Annotated in this window: 23 protein-coding genes and 1 pseudogene; 10 read left to right on the top strand and 14 right to left on the bottom strand. The window is 70.6% G+C overall.

Going from position 1 to position 21,933, the window contains the following annotated elements:
- Positions 1–29: 29 nt before the first annotated feature.
- From AB0J64_RS28395 to AB0J64_RS28385, 3 genes are read right to left on the bottom strand one after another with little or no spacing between them, the layout of a single operon-like run.
- Complete coding sequence (locus AB0J64_RS28395; RefSeq protein ID WP_364033053.1) at positions 30–515, bottom strand: hypothetical protein; 486 nt, start codon at positions 513–515, stop codon at positions 30–32.
- Complete coding sequence (locus AB0J64_RS28390) at positions 512–2,005, bottom strand: HAMP domain-containing sensor histidine kinase (RefSeq protein WP_364033050.1); 1,494 nt, start codon at positions 2,003–2,005, stop codon at positions 512–514. The genes AB0J64_RS28395 and AB0J64_RS28390 overlap by 4 nt, the downstream gene beginning before the upstream one ends.
- Before the next feature lie 7 nt (positions 2,006–2,012).
- Positions 2,013–2,735, bottom strand: a complete 723-nt coding sequence (locus AB0J64_RS28385; RefSeq protein ID WP_364033047.1) for a response regulator transcription factor — start codon at positions 2,733–2,735, stop codon at positions 2,013–2,015.
- 140 nt (positions 2,736–2,875) lie between these two features.
- On the opposite strand from AB0J64_RS28385, the gene vanY-N reads away from it, so the two are divergent.
- Positions 2,876–3,448 carry a D,D-peptidase/D,D-carboxypeptidase VanY-N gene (vanY-N, locus tag AB0J64_RS28380; RefSeq protein WP_364033044.1) on the top strand — a complete coding sequence of 191 codons (573 nt, stop codon included), beginning with the start codon at positions 2,876–2,878 and terminating at the stop codon, positions 3,446–3,448.
- 154 nt (positions 3,449–3,602) lie between these two features.
- Here the strand turns inward: vanY-N and AB0J64_RS28375 are convergent, their stop codons facing one another.
- The 4 genes from AB0J64_RS28375 to AB0J64_RS28360 form a co-directional block, all read right to left on the bottom strand.
- Positions 3,603–4,718: a hypothetical protein gene (locus AB0J64_RS28375; RefSeq protein ID WP_364033041.1), complete on the bottom strand. Its 1,116-nt coding sequence runs from the start codon at positions 4,716–4,718 to the stop codon at positions 3,603–3,605.
- A gap of 103 nt (positions 4,719–4,821) precedes the next feature.
- Entirely contained in the window at positions 4,822–6,612 is a 1,791-nt protein-coding gene (locus AB0J64_RS28370) for an FtsX-like permease family protein (RefSeq protein WP_364033039.1), read from the bottom strand.
- Positions 6,613–6,617: 5 nt separating this feature from the next.
- The gene (locus AB0J64_RS28365; protein ID WP_364033036.1) at positions 6,618–7,358 is read right to left on the bottom strand and encodes an ABC transporter ATP-binding protein; all 741 of its coding nucleotides are present in this window, start codon (positions 7,356–7,358) and stop codon (positions 6,618–6,620) included.
- Positions 7,355–7,888, bottom strand: coding sequence for a PadR family transcriptional regulator (locus tag AB0J64_RS28360; RefSeq protein ID WP_364033033.1), 534 nt, complete (start codon positions 7,886–7,888; stop codon positions 7,355–7,357). Before AB0J64_RS28360 ends, AB0J64_RS28365 begins: the two co-directional genes overlap by 4 nt.
- Before the next feature lie 513 nt (positions 7,889–8,401).
- On the opposite strand from AB0J64_RS28360, the gene AB0J64_RS28355 reads away from it, so the two are divergent.
- Positions 8,402–8,575 carry a hypothetical protein gene (locus AB0J64_RS28355; RefSeq protein WP_364033030.1) on the top strand — a complete coding sequence of 58 codons (174 nt, stop codon included), beginning with the start codon at positions 8,402–8,404 and terminating at the stop codon, positions 8,573–8,575.
- A 279-nt stretch (positions 8,576–8,854) separates the two neighbouring features.
- Here AB0J64_RS28355 and AB0J64_RS28350 read toward each other — a convergent pair whose 3' ends face one another.
- Entirely contained in the window at positions 8,855–9,379 is a 525-nt protein-coding gene (locus tag AB0J64_RS28350; protein ID WP_364033027.1) for an N-acetyltransferase family protein, read from the bottom strand.
- 2 nt (positions 9,380–9,381) lie between these two features.
- On the opposite strand from AB0J64_RS28350, the gene AB0J64_RS28345 reads away from it, so the two are divergent.
- The 5 genes from AB0J64_RS28345 to AB0J64_RS28325 all read left to right on the top strand — a co-directional run bounded on the left by AB0J64_RS28345 (position 9,382) and on the right by AB0J64_RS28325 (position 13,055).
- Positions 9,382–10,014, top strand: a complete 633-nt coding sequence (locus AB0J64_RS28345; protein ID WP_364033024.1) for an XRE family transcriptional regulator — start codon at positions 9,382–9,384, stop codon at positions 10,012–10,014.
- 318 nt (positions 10,015–10,332) lie between these two features.
- Entirely contained in the window at positions 10,333–11,205 is an 873-nt protein-coding gene (locus AB0J64_RS28340; RefSeq protein ID WP_364033021.1) for an alpha/beta fold hydrolase, read from the top strand.
- A gap of 165 nt (positions 11,206–11,370) precedes the next feature.
- Positions 11,371–12,105, top strand: coding sequence for a VOC family protein (locus tag AB0J64_RS28335; RefSeq protein WP_364033018.1), 735 nt, complete (start codon positions 11,371–11,373; stop codon positions 12,103–12,105).
- A 250-nt stretch (positions 12,106–12,355) separates the two neighbouring features.
- Positions 12,356–12,691 carry a hypothetical protein gene (locus AB0J64_RS28330; RefSeq protein WP_364033015.1) on the top strand — a complete coding sequence of 112 codons (336 nt, stop codon included), beginning with the start codon at positions 12,356–12,358 and terminating at the stop codon, positions 12,689–12,691.
- A gap of 172 nt (positions 12,692–12,863) precedes the next feature.
- A complete protein-coding gene (locus tag AB0J64_RS28325) occupies positions 12,864–13,055 on the top strand; it encodes a hypothetical protein (protein WP_364033012.1) in 192 nt (63 codons plus the stop codon).
- Between the two features lie 49 nt (positions 13,056–13,104).
- Here AB0J64_RS28325 and AB0J64_RS28320 read toward each other — a convergent pair whose 3' ends face one another.
- From AB0J64_RS28320 to trpB, 3 genes are read right to left on the bottom strand one after another with little or no spacing between them, the layout of a single operon-like run.
- A complete protein-coding gene (locus AB0J64_RS28320) occupies positions 13,105–13,860 on the bottom strand; it encodes a GntR family transcriptional regulator (protein WP_364033009.1) in 756 nt (251 codons plus the stop codon).
- On the bottom strand, positions 13,857–14,672 hold the full coding sequence (gene trpA / locus AB0J64_RS28315) for a tryptophan synthase subunit alpha (protein ID WP_364033006.1): 816 nt from the start codon (positions 14,670–14,672) through the stop codon (positions 13,857–13,859). Before trpA ends, AB0J64_RS28320 begins: the two co-directional genes overlap by 4 nt.
- Entirely contained in the window at positions 14,669–15,874 is a 1,206-nt protein-coding gene (gene trpB / locus AB0J64_RS28310) for a tryptophan synthase subunit beta (RefSeq protein ID WP_364033003.1), read from the bottom strand. The genes trpA and trpB overlap by 4 nt, the downstream gene beginning before the upstream one ends.
- Positions 15,875–16,600: 726 nt before the next feature.
- Between trpB and AB0J64_RS28305 the strand changes: the two genes are divergently transcribed.
- The gene (locus AB0J64_RS28305; protein WP_364033000.1) at positions 16,601–17,332 is read left to right on the top strand and encodes a hypothetical protein; all 732 of its coding nucleotides are present in this window, start codon (positions 16,601–16,603) and stop codon (positions 17,330–17,332) included.
- Positions 17,333–17,415: 83 nt separating this feature from the next.
- Here the strand turns inward: AB0J64_RS28305 and AB0J64_RS28300 are convergent.
- Positions 17,416–19,189, bottom strand: a pseudogene (locus tag AB0J64_RS28300) (NF041680 family putative transposase).
- Between the two features lie 32 nt (positions 19,190–19,221).
- Here AB0J64_RS28300 and AB0J64_RS28295 point away from each other — a divergent pair.
- Entirely contained in the window at positions 19,222–20,151 is a 930-nt protein-coding gene (locus AB0J64_RS28295; protein ID WP_364032997.1) for a DUF1963 domain-containing protein, read from the top strand.
- A gap of 371 nt (positions 20,152–20,522) precedes the next feature.
- On the opposite strand, the gene AB0J64_RS28290 is transcribed toward AB0J64_RS28295, so the two are convergent.
- Together AB0J64_RS28290 and AB0J64_RS28285 are read right to left on the bottom strand one after the other, a co-directional pair.
- Positions 20,523–20,744 (bottom strand): helix-turn-helix transcriptional regulator, encoded by a 222-nt coding sequence (locus tag AB0J64_RS28290; RefSeq protein ID WP_364032994.1) that lies wholly within the window; start codon positions 20,742–20,744, stop codon positions 20,523–20,525.
- Entirely contained in the window at positions 20,744–21,235 is a 492-nt protein-coding gene (locus tag AB0J64_RS28285; RefSeq protein WP_364032991.1) for a DUF2975 domain-containing protein, read from the bottom strand. The genes AB0J64_RS28290 and AB0J64_RS28285 overlap by 1 nt, the downstream gene beginning before the upstream one ends.
- Positions 21,236–21,433: 198 nt before the next feature.
- On the opposite strand from AB0J64_RS28285, the gene AB0J64_RS28280 reads away from it, so the two are divergent.
- Positions 21,434–21,933 (top strand): DUF4097 family beta strand repeat-containing protein (locus AB0J64_RS28280; RefSeq protein ID WP_364032988.1); only part of this gene is annotated, 500 nt, incomplete at its 3' end.

Raw genomic sequence — 21,933 nt, 5'->3', positions numbered from 1 at the left:
TGTCACGGCCGCAACCCGGCGGCCTGTCGCTACCGCGAGCAGGTGCGGGGGCCGACGCTCTGCCCGGCCCCGACGACGGTGACCTGGGCGGAGCGTCCCGGCGTCGCGGCGTCGACCGTACAGACGATCTGCTCGACGGCCAGTGCCGACAGCTCGCCGGCCGGAGTGGACACGGTCACCGACAGGCGGCCCACCCGTTGGGTACTGACCGAGAACGGGCCGGCATCGCGAGAGACGTCGGTGGTGAGGCCTTGCGCCTGTTCGCTCGGCGTGGGTCCCGCCGCCAGCAGCATGAGCGCGTTCGCCGGGGACGGTCCACCAGCGGCCCGCCGCGTCACCGTGCTGAGCCGGCCGTCCTTCACCAGATAGAGGGTGATCTTCCAGGTGGGTGCGACGAGTCCGCTCGGCGGCACGCCGGCGGAAACGGCGCCGCTGGGTTGCACACCGCAGCCGGCCACGCCGACCAGCGCGACGAGGCCTGCGACCAGCGCCGGCCGGGCGAGCCGGGCCCTCACTCGTGGCCTCCGTCCGCATCGCGCGGCAGGCGCAGTGTGAACCTGGCGCCGCCGTCCGGGACGTTGCTGACGGTGAGGTCGCCGCGGTGCAGGCGGGCGTTCTCCAGCGCGATCGCGAGGCCGAGGCCGCTGCCCTCGGACCTGGCCCTGGCCGCGCTGGCCTTGTAGAACCGGTCGAACACGCGCGGCAGCACCGCGTCGTCCAATCCCGTTCCGCGGTCGCGGACCTCGAGGGTGACCCCGTGCGGATCGGCGGAAAGCCGTACCGACACGGGAGGCTCGCCGTGTCGCAGCGCGTTGCCGACCAGGTTCGCGAGGATGACGTCCACGCGGCGCGGGTCCAGCCGGGCCGTCACCCCGGCGGGAAGCTCGACGTCGACCGAGTCCGACCAGCCGCGGGTGCGCAGGGTCGCGCGTACCAGCTCGGCCACGTCGACCTCGTTCAGCGCGAGGGCCGCGACGCCGGAGTCGAACCTGCTGATCTCGATGAGGTCGTTCACCAGCCCGGTGAGGTTGAGCGTCTCCTGGCTGACCAGCCTGGCGGCCCTGCCGGCGGGCTCGGGCAGCTGGGCCGCCTCCTCGTCGAGGACGTCGGCGACCGCGGCGAGCGCGGCCAGCGGGGTGCGCAGCTCGTGGGACACGTCGGCGACGAACCGGCGGGCGTCGGCCTCCATCTCGCGCAGCTGCTCGACGTGCCGTTCCAGCTCCGCGGCGGTGTTGTTGAACGTGCGTGCCACGTCGGCCAGCTCGTCGGAGCCGGTGACCGCGATCCTGGTCCGCAGCTCGCCCTCGCCCAGCAGGCGCGCCGCCCGGCCGAGCTCGCGCACCGGGCCCAGCACGCCACGGGTGGCCAGCAACGCGAGGACGACCGCGAACGCCAGGGCCGCCCCGCTGGTGAGCCAGGCGGATGCGGCGAGCCCGTCGATACTGCGCTGTTCGGGAAGCAGGCTGCGCGCGACGTAGACCTCGATGCCGGACACCCGCGTCGTCCGGTTCTGCCCGTCGATCAGCAACGGCGTGCCGATGATCAGGTAGGGCGCGCCCCGCCACACCATGCGTTGCCACCCGATCTCGCCGTCGGCCACCATCTGCCGCAGCTCCGGCGGAATCGCCGCGACAGTCGGGGTCGGCGCGACGGGCGGGGCCGGCGCGTTCTCGCCCGGCCTCCTGCCCCCCGGCGGGCGCCCCAGCGCGCCGGCCACCGAGTACTCCTCGTGGTAGACGGCGACCACGAGGCTGTACTGGTCGACCACGGCGCGGGCGATATCGCCGAGCTCATCCGGGCCCGGCGCCGCACTCCGCAACGGGAAGAGCGTCGTCTGCACGCGGCTTTTCAGCGCCTGCACCGCGCCATCCTGGGCCCGCTGCAGGATCTCGTTGCGGGCCTGAACGTACATCGCGCCGGACACCGCCGTCGCGGTGACCACACACAGCAGCGCGAACGCGAACAACAGCCGGGCACGCAGCCCCAGGCTCGGCCGAGGTGTCACCGGCGGCTCACACCGGCCCGAACCGGTACCCGAATCCACGCACCGTCTGCACGTAGACGGGCGCCGCCGAGTCGTCCTCGATCTTCGCGCGCAACCGCTGCACGCACGCGTCCACGAGACGCGAGTCGCCGAAGTACCCGTGTTCCCACACAGACTCCAGCAGCTGCTGGCGGCTGTGCACGCGGCCCGGCGTGCCGGAGAGCTCGAGCAGCAGGCGCAGCTCGGTCGGGGCGAGGCTGACCGGCTCGCCGCGGTGGGAAACCACCAGCCCGGCCCGATCGATGGTCAGGTCCCCGTGTCGTTCCAGCTCCGCCTGGTCCCGGCCGATCCGCCGGAGCACCGCGCGAATGCGTGCCTCGAGCACCCTGGGCTGCACCGGCTTGACCACGTAGTCGTCGGCGCCGGCCTCCAACCCGGCCACCACGTCCATGTCGTCACTGCGCGCGGTCAGCATGATGATCGGTACTTCCCCGGTGGCCCGGATGCGGCGGCAGACCTCGAACCCGTCCATGCCAGGCAACATCAGATCGAGCACGACGACGTCGGGAAGGTTCGCACGCAGCCGGTCCAGCCCCTCCTCGCCGGAGTCCACCGCGCTCACCCGGTGCCCATGCCGGGTCAGGGCCAGCTCAAGGCCCTCCCGCACTGCCGGGTCATCCTCGATCAACAACACTCGCGACCCGCCGCGTATCACAGCACGCTCCGTTACTCGCCTGTCGGCCAACCCCATCCACTGTCGGCCAGCCGTGTCCCCGCCTCGTTCGCGCCGTGTCATGGTTGTGTCACGGTCGCACCGACGGTGGCCGCTGTCGAGGAACCATGACATGCGGCGGACAACGCGCGCACATTCTGGTGCCAATCGTATTCGTCATGAACGAACCACGCACCATCCCACCTCGGCCCCGAGACCGGCTGTACGCCGCGATCACGCTGGTGCTCGCCGTTCTCCTCCTGCCCGCGGCGCTCGTCCGCCATCCCGGCCGCGCCCGCGAACTGGCCTGCCGCTGGGCGTTACAGATGCGATTCCCCGCCGAGGACCTCACCGGACTCACCGACGGCGCCAGAGCGGCGTTCACCGCGGCGCGCACCGAGGCGTTCTGGCGTCACGGCCAGCTCATCGGCCTCACCTCGGGATACCGGGATCCCGTCGTCCAACAACGGATGTTCGACGAGGAGGTGCGCCGCTCCGGCTCCCCGGCCTCGGCACGCATGCTGGTGCTACCGGCGGCGGAATCCAGCCACGTCAAGGGCATCGCGCTGGACGTACGCCCCCACGAAGGCGCGCGCTGGCTCGAGGAACACGGCGCCCGCTACGACCTCTACCGCCTCTACGACAACGAGTGGTGGCACTTCGAGTACCGCCCGGACAGCGGCGGCACGCCACCACGACGACGACCCCACCCCGGCGTGGGCTACGCGACGGAGAACGGGGACCAGATATAGCCAGGTCCGGGTCCACCCATGGGACCGGCGCGCCCGCTACCGCGGCACCCGCAAGAACCTGCACCGCGGTAGTCCACAACCGCCACCTCATCGCCCGCCAGCAGGACTGCCACCGCCTCGCGTCCTGACTGCCGGCGCATGAGGTTGCGTAGCCTCATCCAGCACAGCCGACCGGCTCGGCAGCGGCTGCGTTGGGCAGGAACAGCACCCCGAGCGCCAGGCCGATCAGCCCGGCGACGACCGGCGCGCCGGTCCACAGCTCGGGCACGGCGGGCAGGCCGCCGCCGGTGGCCGAGGCGACCCCGATGTACAGCGACCAGGTGGCGAAGGCGGACAGCCCGGCGAAGGCCCAGTAGGCGGCGCGCCGCTCACCCGACGGCCGCAGCCGGCGGATCAACAGGTCGCTCGCGACCCCGGCGGCCACGAACGACAGCAGGATCGGCAGGTTGCGGAACGCCGTCTGGGCACCCGGCATCAGCGTCATGACCGTGTACATGACGGTCACCGAACCGAACGGCAACAGCCAGCGGCGCACCAGGAGCAGCACCGGACCGAGCATGACGACGTTGGTGACGACCATCGCGACGGCCACCCGATCGGCGCCCACGGCGACAGGCCTCGGGCCGGCGCCCCCTGGCGCGGCGCCCGAGTCCTGCGCCATGGAGAACGCCTGGACGATGGCCTGGGGCCGGTACTGCAAGGCGCCGCCGTACGACAGGAACAGCGACACCAGCGTGGTGGCGAACGCGAGCCCGATCAGCGCAGGCAGCAGGCGGCCGAGCGACGGCCGGGCGCCGACATGGGGGGAGGTCCACGCCGAGCGCAGCGGAGTCGTGATGATGAGCATCATCGTCACGACGAGGCCGAGGTGTGACGGGCTGAAGAAGATGTTGATGGTCGTCTCGATGCCGAGGACGGTGTGCCACATCATGTCGGCGAAGCCGAAGGCGGCGAACGCGGGGATCGCCACCAGCCCGGCGAGGTAACCGGTGGGGACGGCCGCCGGCCCCAGCCGGCCGGTGCGCACGTTGCGCCACACCTGCCGGATGATCCAGCCGGAGACCACGACGAACCCGGAGTAGAACACCGCGTGCCAGGGAGTGAAGAAGGTCTCCAGCTCCGCAAGGTTGCTGTGCGCCCAGGCATCGATCATCAGTCCGACCCCGAACCAGATCCCGAGCAGCGCCGTCACCAGGTCCGTCCTGGGGGACACCCACCCGCGGGGCTGCCCCGTGTCCGCCATGAATCGCCGGGCAGCGTCAGATGCCACTTCGTCAGGTCCTTTCCGTCGATCGAATCGAGGTCTCTGCGGGGTTGCAGCGGACCCGGTCCGCTGAACGCCGCTGCTGCCTGCGCCTGCTGAGCGGGGCCGGTCACGCTGTTTCGGCGCTGAGGGTCTGCGCCACCGGCCGGCGGGCCGCCAGACGTGCGGGCAGGGCGGTGAGTGCCGCTGTCACCAGGAGGGTCGCGAGTACGGCGCCGAGCATCCAGGAGGAGGGGGGTTCCGCCGCATTCCTGGCGGCGAAGAGCGAGAGCAGGCCGTTGCCGAGAGGGACGCCGATGATGGCGCCGGGCAGGCTGGGCAGGAGCTGGGCGGTGGACAGTCCCGCGGTGATCTGTCCGGGGGTGGCGCCGAGCGTACGTGCGACGGCCATGTTCGCCCGGGCCTCCATGGCAGTGGTCCAGGTGAACGTGATGGTGTTCACGACGGCGAGTGCGATCAGCAGGATGGTGACGGCGAGCATCAGCCGGCGGTCGTGCTCGCCGCGCAGGTTGGGCAGGGCGGAGGAGCCGTCCAGGCCGTAGCCCCTCTCCGGCTGGGCGTAGAGGGTCAGCAGGGCGACGATCGCGATCACCGTGGTGGCGGTGGAGCACGCCTGCAGCACGGCGCGGCCCGGCCGGCGGGCGGTCAGCCGCAGCCCGAGCAGCAGCGGCGTGGGCAGCAGCGCGGACAGCGCGGTGAGCCAGGGCCGGTGACGGGGCCGGTGCGCGGTGGTGGTCAGCGCCGTGACGGTCGCCGTACGCATGGCCCGCAGCGTGGGACGCAGCGTGGACAGCACCGCCACCGCCACGGCGAGGACGGTCGCCGCGGCAACGGTGGCGCCGGACAGTCCGACCGCGTCGCCGATCCGGCTGGCCGTGGGGCTGGCGATGGCGGGCACGGTCAGGTGGGCGATCACCAGCCCCAGCGCGTCACCGGCCAGCGCCAACGCCAGGTACTCGGTGAGCAGGACGGCGGCGATCAGCCCCGGGGTGGCGCCGACGGCCTTGAGCAGCCCGGCCCGGCGCGTCTGCTCGACGGCGCGTCCCGCGGCCAGTGCCGCCACTCCGGTGATGGCCAGGAAGCTGAGCAGCCAGCTGCCGACGACCAGGATCGGCTGGGTGTCCCTGAGGATGACCATGTCCTGCTCGGCCGTGAACTGCCAGGTATGGAAGTTCGCCCTGAGGGTGGGGATGCGGTGGGCGTCCAGGAAGGCCTGCGCCGTGGCTGGGTCGCGCAGCTTGAGGTCCACGGCCATGGTCGCCGGGAGTTTTTGGGATGACGCCAGGGCCCGGGCATCTGATCGGGTCATCCAGGCCAGGCCGCTGTAGTCGCTGGGGCCGCCGCCCGGCCCGATCTGCTCCGCCCAGGGGTAGATGGAAGTGGCCGCGGTCACGGCGATCCCGACGACGGGGTACGATCGGCCGGCGATGGTGACGCGGTCGCCGACGTTGACGTTCAGCGCGGTGGCGAAGCCGCGTTCGAGGACCGTGCCGCCGGAGCGTACCCACTGGCCCGAGGTCAGCAGCGGCCGGTTGACCGCGCCGGGCGTCTCGCCGAAACCTTGCACCACCACCGGGGACGAGGTGGAATCGCGCGTGGTGAGGACGGCGTAGACGATGCGATAGGGGCCATGGTGGGCGATGACTTCGGGCTCTTTCGCCAGCGAGGCCAGGGCCGAGGTCACGGCGGGGTCCGTGCCGCCGGAGAGTGCCACCACGTCCGGCCCGGCGGTGGCCGCGCGGGTCTGCTCGTACAGCGCGTCGCTCACGCCGCGCAGGGACAGGCCCAGCGCCATCGTGGCGGTGGCCACGGTCACCGCGAGCAGGAGCATCGCGGCCTGCGCCGTGTGCCGGCGGACGTCAGCCAGGACGAGGCGGACGACGAGCACGATGGAGCCCATGACGTTCAGCCCTCCAGCCCGATCAGCCCGCCGAGCCCGCGCGTGGGGGAGCCGGCCAGCTGGGTGTCGTCGACGAACATCCCGTCGCGCATCGAGACCAGCCGGTCCGCGGTGGCCGCGACCCGCTCGTCGTGCGTGACGATCACCAGCGTCTGTCCCGCCGTACGCAGCTCTTGGAAGATCCGCAGCACCTCGAGGGTCGCCGTGGTGTCGAGGTTGCCGGTCGGCTCGTCGGCCAGGACGACCAGCGGTTCGTTGACCAGCGCGCGGGCGACGGCGACCCGCTGACGCTGCCCGCCCGACAGCTGTGACGGCAGGTGCCGGGCACGGTCGGCGAGGCCGACCCGTTCCAGCAGCAGGCTCGTGCGCCGTCTGGCCTGGCGGGGCGAGTGCCCGGCCAGCAGCGCGGGCAGCTCCACGTTCTCGGCCGCCGACAGCTCCTCCACCAGATGGAAGCCCTGGAAGATGAACCCCACCGATCGGCGCCGCATGCGCGCCAGAGCCCGCTCGCTCAGCGTGTCGACACGCCGCCCGGCCACCCACACCTCTCCATCGGTGGGCCGCTCCAGGCCGCCCAGCAGGTGCAGCAGGGTCGATTTCCCGCAGCCGCTGGGCCCCATGACGGCCAGCGTCTGCCCCTCAGGCACCTCCAGGTCGACCTCGTCCACCGCGCGGACCCGGCTCTGCCCCTGACCGTGCGTCTTCACCAGGCCGCAGGCCCGGACCGCGGCGCTTGACACGTTCATCCACCCTCAACTTCGTCATCGGCCTTCGACCAGGCCCGCTCACAGGCATCCAGCCAGCGCAGGTCCGCCTGCAACCGCAGCACGACCCCTTCCAGCAGCAGGCCGGCGCCCGACCCCGCCGGCTCGGCCAGCGCCGCCTGCTGCGCCTCACGCAAGCGGCGCAGCAGCTCACGGCGCTGCGCCGCCACCAGCTCCACCGGGTCGGCCAGCCGGGCCGCGGCGGCAGCGGCGAGCTTGAGATGGAACTCCGCCAGGTCCGGTTTCGGCCAGCCCACCTCGGCCAGCCAGGCGGTCACCCGTTCCTGCCCGGCCGGCGTCAGCGCGTAGACCTTGCGCTCCGGCCGCTCGGGCAGGCCGTCGGCCCGCTCACAGACGACGAGCCCCGCCCGCTCCAACCGGGCCAACGTCACATAGATCTGACCGCGGTTCATCGACTCGCCCAGTGGGCCGAGGCTGCGCCGCAGCCGAGCGTGCAAGTCGTACCCGTGCGACGGCTCCTTGGCGAGCATCGCCAGCACTGCGTCCTGCATTCCACCCCCTAACGGTTAGCCAATAGATAGCGGTTACCCATGAGAGGTGTCAAAACGCTCTTTTGGACCGCCCGTCATCAGCTCACGGCGCTGCCGCTCCACGCGGTCGACGGACGGTCCGCTCAGCACTCCCAGCACCAGCCCGGCGCCGCCTGACAGTGAAGGCCCGCCTGGTGTGCCGGGCACCCCGGCCACCTACCGCCCGGCGCCCGCGCGGAGGGCGCCCGCCGCCTCACCAGCAAGAACGCCCCTGCATGACGCGGCACCTGACGCCTGCTTACTGCCGCGGAAGCTTGGCTGTGGCGCCGGCGGCCAGCGCGGCACCGGCGAGAGTTACGGGCGGCCAGAAGTGAGAACGCGGCGGGATAGCCGATCTGGCCGGCGAGCAGAGCTCCGGCCGCTGGGGCGACAGCGGCGGCGAGGGCGGCCGGGGCGGTCGCGAGAGCGTTGAGCGTGGCGAAGTGGTGGATGCCCCAACGGTCACTGACGGCGGTGGCCTGAAGCAGGGTGTAGGTGCCGCGAACGGCGCCCGCGGTGGTGCTCGCGGCGATAAGCAGCGGTGCCGGCCCGGGGATCGCGGCGAGCGCGGCGATGCTGGCGGCCGCCGCGATGAGGACGGCCGTCGTGCGGGTACGGGCGCTCGTCTTACGGGTCAGGGCGCTCGTCTTACGGGTCAGGGTGGGATAACCGAGACGCCCGAGCAGTGGCCCGGCGCCGCACAGGCCCAGCGCGGCGGCGGCAGTGGTCGTGCTGATTCCGCGGCTGGCACCAGGTACGTGGCGGCCGCCGTCATCGGCCAACCGGTGTCGTGAACCGGCCGGGTCAATACGAGGGGGAACGCGTAGTACAGGGTCCCCGAACTGGTGAGCTCGGTGACGCACAGGGCCACGAGGGCGAACCGTAGGCGATGCTCACCGTGCCCGATGGAGGCGGGCCCGGGTGCCTGATCACTGCCCGCTTTCAGGCTCATCCGTTGTGGTCTGTGGTCAGGGCCCGCTGCATGAGCGTGGTGTCGATCCAGCGGCCGTGCTTGTACCCGACACTGTTCAGCCGGCCGGCATGGGCGAAGCCGAAACGCTTGTGCAGAGCGGTGGAGGCGGGGCTTCCGGTGTCCGCGATGACCGCGATCATCTGACGCATGCCTGCCCGCGCGCACCGGGTCAACAACGCGTCGAGCAGCGCGCCGCCCAGACCTCGGCCCCTCTGGTCCGGGGCGAGATAGATCGAGTCCTCCACGGTGTGCCGGTAGGCCGGCTTGGGACGCCATGGACCGGCGTAGGCGTACCCGGCCACGTCGCCGTCGAGCTCGGCGACCAGGAAGGGCAGGCCCTGGCCGGCCAGGTCGTCGAGCCGTCGCTGCCACTCGGCGACCGCCGGTGGGGTCTGTTCGAAGGTGATCGTCGTGTGCGAGACGTAGTACGCGAAGATCTCGGCCACGGCCTGCAGATCTGCGGGAACGGCAGGGCGAATGACGGCGTCGGGGACTGCCATGCGTGAGCCCATTTCTCTATAGCGAAAATTATTGCTATTATAGAGGAATGGTGGATCTGGCGGTATTGGGCCAACACATCCAGGCACTGCGGCACGACCGGGGCCTGACCCTTCAGCAACTGGCCGAAGCAGCCGACGTGAGCCTGAGCATGCTGTCCTCAGTGGAGCGCGGACAGAAGGCGCCCACGATCGTGGTCCTCGCCCGCATCGCCGACGGCCTCGGCGTGCCACTCGCCGAGGTCGTCGCCCAACCGGACAACGGGCGCGTCATCGTGCGCCGCGCCGCCGACCAGGACACCGTCGACGAGCCCGCAGGGTGGCGACGGACGATCCTCACACCGGTCGTGCCCGGCGTGAACTTCGAATGGATCCGCACCACCCTGCCGACCGACTGTGACGCGGGCCGATTCCCGGCCTACGCCCCGGGCTCCCACGAGTACATCGTCGTCGAATCCGGCACCCTGCGACTGACCATCGCCGACGAAACCGTCACCCTGAACGCCGGAGACTCGGCCTACTTCGCCGCTGACGTCACCCATGCCTACGCCAACGCGGGCTCCGGGCCGTGCACGTACTACGTGGCAGCGCTGATCATGCGTCCCCGCACAGCCCAACCACGCACCACCTCTTTTTGATCTTGGCGGTCAATGGATTCCCTGTTTCGGCTGGTACCGAACCCTGATACGCTCTCAGCCGTGATCCAGAAGTTCATCCGTCTTCGCAACAGCTGAAGCGGTCTGCCCGCCGGTCGTCCAGCGACCGGCGCCAGTTGAGGCGATCCCGCAGCCAGGTGCCGTAGACACAAGCAGCGCACCACACGGGTTCCGCCCGCAGCCGACCGCCGGCTTCATTTCCACGGCGTTGTCCTGCCGCGTTCTCACCCGGCAGCCGCACGCCGTCTCCGGCAACGCAGGCATGTTCGCCATGCCTTCCATCGAAACGGACTGTTCTTCATGAGATCCAACTCCAACCGCTCGTCGTCGCCTACGTTCGTGCTGGTCCACGGCTCCGGCACCAGTTCTTTCATGTGGGCTCCCGTCCAACGCGAGCTGGCGTTGCTCGGTCACCGCAGCTTCGCCGTCGATCTGCCGGGCCATGGCCTCGACGCGCAGTACCCGGTCGCCTACCAGGCCCCCCAGGACCTCGACACGTGGGCAGTCGAGCCGTCCACGCTGGCCGGGGTCACCCTGCAGCACAACGTCGACACCGTCGTCGACGTGGTCGAACGCGTTGCGGAGCACGGGCCCGTGGTGCTGGTGGCGGCCAGTCTCGGCGGCTTGACCATCAGCGGTGTGGGCAACGCCGTCCCCGAACTGGTGGATCGGCTCGTCTACATCTCCGCCTGGTCGTGCGTGCAGCGCGCCAACCCGATCGAGTACATGCAGGAGCCCGAGTTCGCCGACAACCTGTTGGGCCCGCTGTACGCGTTCAACGTCGGCGACCCCGCTCAGCTCGGTGTCGGCCGGGCCAACTACCGCACTGCGGACGTGGAACTGCTCAACGCGCTGAAGGCCGCGACCCTGGCGGACGTCACCGACGAACAGTTCCGGGCCTTCCTCAACATCCTGCAGCCGGACGAATCGATCGCGGTGATGACGGCCGACGCCCGCGTCTACGCCGACACCTGGGGCACGATCGCCCGCACCTACATCCGCCTCACCGGCGACCGAACCCTCCCGGTCGCCATGCAGGACAGGCTGATCGCCGAAGCGGACGCCCTGACGCCCGGCAACCCGTACGACGTGCACACCCTGGACACGTCACACGTGGGGTTCCTGTTCAGGGCCGATGAGGTGGCCGCCATTCTGGACAAGGCGGCGATCTAGCAACGGCCGGGGACGGCACCTTCCTGGGCCGCTCCCAATCACCGCCTCCGCGTCCGCCGGAGGCATTGGGCAGCTCGGCGAAGTCCCCGAGCTGCCCATCACCGCCAGTTGAGCCGAAGGTGCATGGTTCATCCCGGCTCATCCGTCGGGCATAGGGTGGGCGGCATGGCGCTGGGACTTGTTCAGGTGAATTTCAAAGCTCGGGACGACTCGGCGCTTGGCCGGTTCTGGGCGGACGCGCTCGGCTGGGAGGTCTCCAGCGAGGGACCCGGCGTGACCAACCTCCAACCCGAGGGCTTCGCCTGGCCGGACCCCGCCGCCTTCTACGTCGATCTCGTCACCGTCCCGGACCCCGAAACGGTGAAGTACCGCGTGCACCTCGACCTCGCCACCACCTCTGCCGCCCATCAGGCGGAGCTGGTCGCGCGCCTGCAGGCGCGCGGTGCGACGCCCGCCGATGTGGGCCAGGGCGACGTCCCATGGGTCGTCCTTGCCGACCCGGAGGGCAACGTGTTCTGTGTCCTGGAGCCCCGGGAGATCTACCAGGACACCGGGCCGATCGCCGCGGTGGTGGTCGACTGTACGGATCCGCGGGCCATGGCCCGGTTCTGGGGCGAGGCCACGGACTGGACCCTGCACGAGGTGACCGACGATCATGCGCGGCTGCGCTCCGCCAAGGGTGTCGGGCCGTACCTGGAGTTCCTCCGCACGCCCGTGAAGGGCGTGTGGAACCGCGTCCATCTCGACCTGCTGCCGTACCCCGGTGACGATCAAGCGGCGGAGGTGGCCCGGCTGCAGGCGCTCGGCGCGACGCCCGCCGATGTGGGCCAGGGCGACGTTCCGTGGGTCGTCCTCGCCGACCCGGAGGGCAACGAGTTCTGCGTCCTCGGCCCGGCCTGACGCGGAGCCTTCCGCCAAGGCCAGGGTGCCGAGCTCATGTCGACGAGCGCTGAGCGGACGCGGGTGGTGCTGCGGCTCGGCACCTGGGGGTGGTGAGGGACGCCGCACGGATCTCCACTATTGCATAGGAAGCTTTCCTATTTAATACTGCGATCAATGCTGCTTATCGCGGTGCGCGCCGCTCCATCAGGTTCCTGCTGCGCGTGACGCCCTACCTCATCGGCTCGGCGCCTTACTACCGGAGGTCCCCGTGACTCGTCGTCTCCCTGCCCTCCTCACCGCCCTGCTCGCCTGTCTCGGCGCGCTGTCCATCTCCGCCGCACCAGCGCAGGCGGCAGTCGTGGAGGTGACCTACGGTCCGACCTCACTCGGCGATTACTGCTCCGCCAAGGTCAACGCCTCCTCCACCATCGGCTTCTACAACGGCGGCCTGAGCTGCTACCGCTGGAGCACCGGCGGCTCCGGCATGACCTACACCGGCAGCGGAAGCGCCTCCGCCGCGTGCGCGTACTTCAACCCCACCTACACCTACCTTGGTTATGCCCAGGGTGCCAGTCAGGCGCTGACCTGTAGGTACTCGGTCTGAGCTCCTTCAGGCGCCGCCCTTCCCGGAGGCGGCGCCTGACGGGGCCCGTCACTGAGTCCGCCCGCCTCGCGCCGCGCGCCTGCAAGCGCCGACGCTCGGAAGCCGGCAGCCGAAGCCGGCAGCCGAAGCCGGCGCGAGGCCCCCGCCCATCACCATCGACGCCCTGCGCGCCATGGTCGCCGCCTGCGACCTGGCCACCCCGCTCGGGCGGCGCGACCGGCTGCCGCTCGTGCTCGGCCTGGCGCTGATGGGCCGCCGCAGCGAGTTGGTGGAGATGTGTGAGCAGTCCGCCGAGCAGAAAATCTCTGGCGGGCCGCGAACGATGCCGAGGGCCGGCAGCCGCTGCTGGGGTTGCCACCGCTGATCAGGTGCTCAGCGTGGCCACGCTGGGACAGACCGCGCCCCCCAGGCTCTCAGCTGGTGGCACCCCAGGTGAGAGAGAGGCCGGTCGCGGCGCGTTCGGTGCGGATCTCCATCATGCTGCCGAGGATGGTGGCATGGTCGGACACCACGGGCGTGGCGTCGAGCGTGTAGGTGATCCGGCTGCTGACGAGCACCGGGCTGCCCTGCGGCTCGTGGAGGTGGCGGGCCGCGGCGGGGTCGAGCAGACCGGGCCGGACCACCTCGGACGCCCGCGCGACCGTCACTCCCGCGTCGGCGAGGGCCGTGTAGAGGGAGACGGCGGTGAAGTCGCGGTCGCGGATCTGGTCGGCCACCGGCCGGCGGACCCAGGACACCTGGTGTACGGCGGGACGTCCCGCGAACTCGCGGACCCGCTCCAGCCGCAGGGCGGTGTCGCCGGGACGCAGCCGCAACTCCGCGGCGATCCGGGCGGGAGCCCGGCGCACCGCCCGCCCGGCCACCACGGTGCGCACGTCGTGGCCCTGTTTGCGCAGGTCGTCGACCAGGCTGCGGAGCGAGTCGAGCTGGTACGCCAGGTGGGGCGGGGCGACGAACGTGCCCCTGCCGGGCTGCTGCACGATCAGCCTCTGGTCGCTGAGCTCCCGCAACGCCTGGCGCAGCGTCATGAGGGTCACCCCGTAGGAGGCGCTCAGCTCTCGTTGCGGCGGCAGGGCCGCACCGGGGGCGTAGTGCCCTGACCGGATCTTCGCGGCGAGGTCGGCGGCGATGGCGCGGTATCTCGCCTCGTGCCCGGCGTCGGAGGTCATCGTGGTCGGTCACACTCCTGGTCGAGGGCTTGCCGCAGGGTCGCGAGGAAGACCCGCAGGTCGTCCGGCCCAGCCCCGTCGAGCACCCGCCGCATGACCGCGGCGCCGACCACCACGCCGTCGGCGTGCCGGCGGGCTTCGCGTGCCTGGTCCGGGGTGGAAATGCCAAATCCTAGCAAGACCGGCCGGTCGGTGACGCGCCTGACCCGCTCGGTGAGCTCCGCCGCCGAAGCGGCGAGGGCGGCCCGCTCGCCGGTGGTGCCCATCACCGAGACCGCGTAGACGAATCCGCGGCTGCGACACGAGATCTCCGCCAGCCGCGGCTGCGGCGTCGCCGGCGACGCCAGCAGGGCCACCTCGATCCCGGCGGCGGCGGCCACGTCCGTCAGCTCGTCCGCCTCGTGCACCGGCAGGTCGGGCACGATCAGGCCGCCGACGCCGGCCAGGCGCAGCGCGGCGCAGAACGCCTCTGGGCCGTCGTGCAGCACCAGGTTGTAGTAGGTGCTGACGACCAGCGGCACGCCCACGTCCGGCATGCCGGACAGGTCGGCGAGGATCCGGCGGGTGGTCGTTCCCCGGGCCAGTGCCGTGCCGCTGGCCTGCTGGATGGTGACGCCGTCCAGTGTGGGGTCGGAGAAGGGCAGGCCGACCTCGATCGCGTCCGCCCCGGCGGCGGCGAACGCCCGCAGGTAGTCCGTCCAGCCGGGCGTGATCCCCCCGGTGACGTACGGCATGAGCAGGCCGCGGCCGGTGTCCCGGCGGGCACGCAGGTGGCGTTCGACCGCGCCCGCGGCCAGGGTGGGGTTCGTCACAGCAGCTCCTTCAGGGTTGAGACGTCCTTGTCGCCCCGGCCGGACAACGTCATCAGCACCGTCGATCCCGCGGGCAGATCGCCGCCGGCCGCCGCGCGGATCACCCAGGCGAGGGCGTGCGCCGATTCGAGCGCCGGGAGGATGCCTTCGGTACGCGCCAGCCGTACCGCCGCGTCGACCGCCTCGTCGTCGGTCACCGTGACGTAGCGGGCCCGGCCCAGGTCGCGGAGGTGGGCGTGCTCCGGGCCGACTCCCGGGTAGTCGAGCCCGGCGGCGAGGGAGTGCGCCTGGGTGATCTGCCCGTCGTCGTCCTGCAGGAACAGCGAGCGGCAGCCGTGCAGGACGCCGAGCCGGCCGCGGGCCGCCCCGGCGCCGCCCTCCGCCTCGACACCGACCAGGCGCGCCGGGGTGTCGGCGAATCCGGCGAACGTGCCGGCCGCGTTGGAGCCGCCGCCGACGCACGCGACCACGTAGTCCGGAACGCCGGTCCGCAGCTCGGCGGCGCACTGCCCGCGGGCCTCGTCGCCGATGACCCGCTGGAACTCCCTGACCATCCATGGGTACGGATCCGGCCCGACGACCGAGCCGATGCAGTAGTGGGAGTCGCCGGTCGCGCCCACCCAGTGCCGCATGGCCTCGCTGGTCGCGTCCTTGAGGGTACGGCTGCCCGTGGTCACCGGTACCACCTCGGCGCCCAGCATGCGCATCCGGAAGACGTTCAGCGCCTGCCGCTCGATGTCGCGCTCGCCCATGAACACCGTGGCCTCCAGCCCGAGCAGCGCGGCGGCGGTCGCGGTGGCCACCCCGTGCTGGCCCGCTCCCGTCTCGGCGATCAGCCTGCGCCGTCCCATCCGGGTGGCCAGCAGGGCCTGGCCCAGCACGTTGTTGATCTTGTGGGATCCGGTGTGGGTGAGATCCTCGCGCTTGAGGTACAGCTGCACGCCCAGCGCCTCCGACAGCCGCCCGGCCGGTGTGAGCGGGGTCGGCCGCCCGGCGTACACGGCGAGCAGCCGCGCCAGGGCGCCACGGAACCCCGGATCCGCCCAGGCCTCCCGGAACGCCTCGTCCACCTCGCGGCACGCCTCCACCAGGGATTCTGGCGCGTACCGTCCGCCGTACTCGCCGAATCGGCCCCGCGCTCGGGGCTCGCCCATCGTCCCGTCCGGCGGGACTGGCTCACGCCACGGCAGCACGTGTCGCATGCCATGCTCCAATCGTTCTATAACTATGTAATGAGTTCTAGAACAGTGAGTGTGGCACAAGCGGTATGGACGCGCCACCACCAGTGCTCGGCACGGCACCCAGGAGGGCCTTCGACCCCGAATCGCAGCACGAGCGTGCGGATCAGTTCCTCAGCGGGCCACGAGTGCCGAGATCCGGTGGAGCATCATGAGGGTTTCCTCGGGGGCGCTGCCGGGGCTGTTCCCTCGCCGGCGTCTACCGTTCCCTCGCAGAACACAGCGCCACCCCGACGCCGTCGAACAGGCCCGCGACGAGTACCCAGCCCTCCAACAGGGGTTCTGACCTCGCCGGCCCGCGGCTCAGCCCCCAGCGCCTAGCGCCCAGACCGGATCGTCCTTCCGCCTCAGCTTGTTCTTTATCCACCAGACCGTTGCGCTCGTCTGGACAACGAACAACGCCTTGGGGTGGTCGACCTGCTCAACTCCCCGTTGCGAGGTCATGTGGTTCGACTCGTTTGAGCGACGCGCTCACCCGCACGAGCCCACCCTCGCGACCGATTCGGCCCCGGGTGGTCCAGTCAACGCGTAGTCACCCGAAACAACACCCAGGCGGTACGATGCGAACACCGAACCGGGCAGTTGGCCGTACCAGCAGCACCAGCGGGCAGGACTTTTCCGTCAGGGGGCATGGTCGTACCGCGCCCACCAGCGGTTTTCCACGTACCTCACGTTGATGGAGAACCCGTCATGAGCTCTGCCGTCCCTCGCGCCTTCCACTGCGAGCACACCCGCGCCAAGAGCAGGGTGTACGCCCTCGTTGAGCGCTCCGGCCAGCCCGCGACCCTGCATGCCGTACTGACCTGCACCGATCCCGCCCTCGCTCAGCACGCCGCCTACCTTCTCTCCTCGGTACTGGAGCACGGCCTGGGCCCCGCCGCCGGCGCTGAGTCGGAGCGGATCGCAGCGGCTCTGCCCGACGCGCCCGCCGCCTCCTTCCGTCGTACGCTGGTCGATGTCGTGAACGGGACCTGGGCCGACGCCCCCGAGCTGGCCGCCACGTGGGAGTCCCTGAGGCGGGGTCGCGGCGACTCGGCCGGCCTCGGTGGCGACCTTGAGAGCCGCACACCGGGTGATGCCCGCCTCGACGCCTTCCCAGGGCCGGTCGTACGCACGATCAGCCTGCTGGAGGTGCACGTCCACGACCCGGCTCGCCTTCTCGCGGCGGCCACCGCGACGGGCTGGAGGCCGTTCGACGCCGAGGACCTCGACGAGGACGACAGACAGGACGTCGTCGGGGCCGTCATGCACTTCGTCAACGGTCCGGAGTTCCTGCCCGGCGCCGACCAGTTGATGGAATCCATGCAGGCGCGGCTGCTGCGCGTCGACAGGGGCGATGAGGTGAGCGACTGGAGCGCGGCTCCTGTGACGGCGAGGTTCGACACGGGAACGAGGTCCGATCCCGACGGCCGGACCGACTGATCGCTACCTCACAGGCACGTCGGCGCGGCCGAGCACGAGATCGCCTCGGCTGCGCCGGGATGTTCACACGCCCAACTTGTGCTTCATCGTCCGGATTGTTGGAGTGCTGCGAGGGTGCGGCCGCGTTTGACGGTCTTGCCGACGTCGTAGTGGGGCGCGGGCCGGCGGTTGGGGATGCCGGGTGGGCGCCCCGGGCCGGGTCTGGAGGGTTTGGGTGCGCTGGCCGGTTGGGCGAGGAGCGGGCGGAGGTTCCGAAACCCGCGCCGGACGCGGGCGGGTGTGAGCTGGCCGCGCGGGACGGGTCTCTCCCAGGGGTGGCGCAGGTCCTCGATCAGGTAGCGGCCGAGGCGTAGCTGAGTGTGGGCAATGACGAGCAGCCAGGTCCAGCGGTCGGCTGCCTGGGTGGCGCGAAGCTTGGGCCGGGTCCAGCCGAGGGTTTGCTTCCAGAAGCGATAGGTGTGTTCCAGGTCGAATCTGCGCAGGAACGCCTGCCAGCATCGATCCACGTCGGTGCTGGTGGCTCCGGTCTTGGAGGACCAGAGCCAGACTGGCGGAGCGTCACGGTTGCCGGGCAGGTGCTCGACCTTCAGGCGGATCAGGGTGCCCTCGATGAGCGGCAGCGCACCCTCGTGGTCGAGCCAGGCGGCGCGGTGGGTGAGCCGGGGGTGGATCCGGTCCCAGGCGCGGGTTTCGGCCTTGCCGTAGTGGGTGGTGTCGGTGAGCGTGCTCACCGCGGGCTCGGGCCAGGTGGCCTGGTCGGCCAGGGCGAACTCCCCGCCGTGCTTGGGCGGGCGTCCACCGCGGGGGTGGGCTCGCAGGAACTCCTCGCGTGAGGGTGCCGGGCGGCGCATCACCCGATCGGAGCGGATCCGGCCCAGCAGTTCGACGGGCAGGTCGCGCAGGACGTAGGCCAGGCGTGGGATGTCGTAGCCGGCATCGGTCACGATCAGCACGTCCGGGTCCCCGGTGCGCCATTGACCGGCGGTGATCAGTCGCTCAATGACGCCGCGGAGCTGGTTGGCGGTGACGGCGGTGGCGTCGTCGGCTGGCCCCAGCCGCACCACGTCCAGCGGGGACGTCCACGAGGTGCGGCCCATCTCCAAGCGCCGCGACGAAGGAGTAGGGCCAGCCCGGGATGAACTGCGAGGCGCTCTTGGCCCGGCCGTACACGTGACAGAACAGCCGCTCGGCCGAGCAAGGCGCGTCCGAGCGCAGCCACGGCGACACATCCACCGCCAGCACGATCCGCCCGTCCGGCCAGCGCGGCAACGGCAGCCCGGCCAGCACCTCACGGAGCTGTGCCACGTCAATCCGGCCGCGGTTGAGCGCGCCGTATAAGGCGCCATGCCCGCGCCGGTACTCCGGCGACAAGGTCAGATCTACCGGCGAGCGCACCGGTCCCGGCTCGCACAACAGCGCATCAGCCAGCTCGAACAACGCATCGGCTCGCGCTTTGAGGCAGGCGTGGACGTCGTTCCGGAACCGGGACAACTGCCTGGAGGACTCGACACAGACGGCATCGTTCAGCAGAATCACCCTCACGGCCTTGTAGTGATCAGTAGCGACTCGACACCGCACATGATCACTCAAGGCCGTCTCGCTGTCCGCGAAACGATCAAACCCCTGCTCAGCACAACAATCCGGAGGATAAAGAACAAGCTCAGAGGGTGTTGCTGAACTTTTGATCTTGAGGAATCTCTGGGCGAGATGGATCGTCAGGCCGAACCGGGCCTGGCGGTCCACATCTCGTCGGCGACAACCTATCCACTCACGAGGCGCCGGTGGTGCAAGGCTTGATCGATCCGCGTGAACGGGCTGGCTGGGCGGGCGTTGTCGGACCTGGACAGTAGAGTCCATGCGTCTTGTAGGCAGCGTGATTGGAGATGTGGATGGCTCGTCATACCCCGCCCCGGCCGGTTGCGGTAGAGGAGCTGTTTCCCGAGCTGAAGCCGCTCGGCAGGCGGGCGCTTCGGCTGCATCCGCGTACGGGAGTACCCGTCTACGAGGGCAGTTCCTTCGGGGGACCGTTACGGTGGCCGGCCGATGAGCCCTGGCCGTCGTGCGCCGAGGAGCATTACACCGAGGACTACTTAAAGAACAAGGACCTCGAAAAATATCGCCACGCGGCCGTGGTGCCCATGGTGCCGATCGTGCAGCTCTACGCATCAGACGCGCCCGGTGTGCCGTTCCCGCCGGGCAGCGACCTGTTCCAGGTGCTGTGGTGCCCGTTCTACCATGGACCGGGAGGCGAGGAGCGCTATCCCCTGGTCCGGGTGTTCTGGAGAAATGCGGCCGACGTCCGCCACGTACTCGCCACACCCCCCGAGTGCGCCGACGCTCCGGAGGGTCAGGTTCCCGTGCCTTGTGTGGTGCATCCGGAGCAGGTGACGGAGTACCCCCACGGATTCGAGCTGCCGAAGGACGTGGGCCGCGTGATCGATGGCCGGCTGGACAGGCTGGAGGAGACCACCGGGTGGAAGTACCACTACCACCTCAGTGTGGCTCCTGGGACCAAGGTCGGCGGCTACCCTTACAACCTGATCGCCGCGACAAGCGACCATTCCTGCGAGAGGTGCGGAGGACCCGTCGAGCATCTCCTGAGCGTGCACAGCGATGAGTACGACGGGGAGTCCGCGCGGACCTGGCTTCCGGTGGAGGACCGGCTCGACGACAACAGCGTCCCGTCCTGGTACTCCGAAGGGGGCGAAGCTGTGCAGAGGCCGCATGGCTTGGAGTTGGGATACGGAGGCGACCTGTACGTCTTCGAGTGCCGTTCCTGTCCGGACCGCCCGACGCAAACCAACTTCTACTTCAACTGAGCATCCGGGCGGTGGCCTTCATGACCAGGATGTCGGCGGTGGCGACATCGACCAGGCGCACCGGGACGTGCGCATACCCTCCGCTGAGGGGCAGGAGGCGGACCCACGGGGTTGGTGGCGGCGAGCGACGACAGCGCGTGCCAGGCAGCGGTCAGGAACCAGTCACCCAGGATCGCGTCTCGATCAGGTCGCCTTGTTCAGGCGCGATAGCGGCGTGCAGCGGTGTCAGCGCTGACATCCAGAACTGCGGCGATCTCATCCCAGGTGGCTCCAGCCGCCCGGTCGGCGGTGACGGCTGCGGCCAGGACGGCGCGGGCCTGGGCGAGCAGGGGTAGCGCATCCAGGCGTTTTCACGCCCGCCCTGGGGCACGTCATCCGCCCGCGGGGTCCTCGGCCTCCCAGCGCAGCAGGTCGCCCGGCTGGCACTCGAGCACCTCGCAGAGGGCGGCGAGCGTCGTGAAGCGCACCGCCTTGGCGCGGCCGTTCTTGAGTACCGCCAGGTTGGCGGGCGTGATCCCTATGCGGTCTGCGAGGTCGCCCACGGCCATCTTCCGCTTGGCGAGCATCACGTCGATGTCGACGACGATCGGCATCAGATCATCTCGTCCAACTCGGCCTGCATCTGCGCCGCTTCGGCGTCGCGCGCGACGGCCTGGGCGAGCAGCGCCCGCAGCACGAGCACGATGAGCGCGACCCCCAGGATGGCCACGCCAATCCCGCCCATGATGACGGTGACGCCCGGGTCGTCCCGCTGGCCCGGCGCGTTGAGGATCGTGACCGCGAACCACACGAGGGCAGCCGCCACGATCGCGCCGATCACACCGTCCACGTACCGGAAGGCGGCGTGGGAGAACACGGTTCCGCGTCGCACCATCGTCACCAGCCGCCATACGCAGACCAGGGTGACCTGGACCGACACCATGCCCAGGATCGTGATCAGGCGCAGCGGGGCCAGCGGGAGCGACCCGTCCTCCGGGTCGTTCCCGCTGACCAACGTCCACACCATCAATGCCTGTACGAACACGGTGCCGGCGAGCACCACCGCGAGCACGGCGCGCAGCGCATGCACTGTCAGCTTTCCCATGGTCCATCCTTCCATCGAGTTACGATGGGAATCTATCGAAATTCGATAGGCTAAGCAAAGGGCTGGAACGGAGGGGGGCTCGGCTGGCTACTTCCCGCCGTATGTCAGTGGCGGTGTCAGGACGGCGACAGCCCGGTATCAGAGCGGTCGGCGATCGTGGAGGCCATAGAGCGAACAACGCCGCACAAGGAGCACATCATGCAGAACTTCGACACCCTCGCCCCGATCGCCACCATCCTGGACATCCCCGCCGGGCGCGTTCAGTTCATCGCCGCCGACCGGGCCGACACCACCGTCGAGGTCCGGCCGGCCAACGCCGCAAAGAGCCGTGACGTGAAGGCGGCGGAGCAGACCACGGTCGACTACGCCGACGGCGTCCTGCGGATCGAGACTCTCGCGGAGAAGAACCAGTACTTCGGCCCGTCCGGATCCATCGAGGTGACGGTCCAGCTGCCCGCCGGCTCCCGCGTCGAGGCGAAGACGGCCAGCGCCGAGCTGCGGACCGTCGGCCGCCTCGGCGACGTCGTCTTCGACGGCGCGTACAGCCAGATCAAGCTGGAGGAGACCGCAAGCCTCCGCCTCACCGCGACCGACGGCGACGTCGAGGTCGGCCGGCTGGGCGGCCCCGCCGAGATCACCACCGCAAGCGGCGACATCCGGATCGCCGAGGCCACCGGCGGCAAGGTCGTGCTCAGCAC

The sequence above is a fragment of the Nonomuraea sp. NPDC049695 genome (genome assembly GCF_040674955.1).
Classification (GTDB): Bacteria; Actinomycetota; Actinomycetes; order Streptosporangiales; family Streptosporangiaceae; genus Nonomuraea; species Nonomuraea helvata.
Note: the sequence above shows the minus strand (reverse complement) of the source record. Positions and strands in the feature narration are given on the sequence as shown.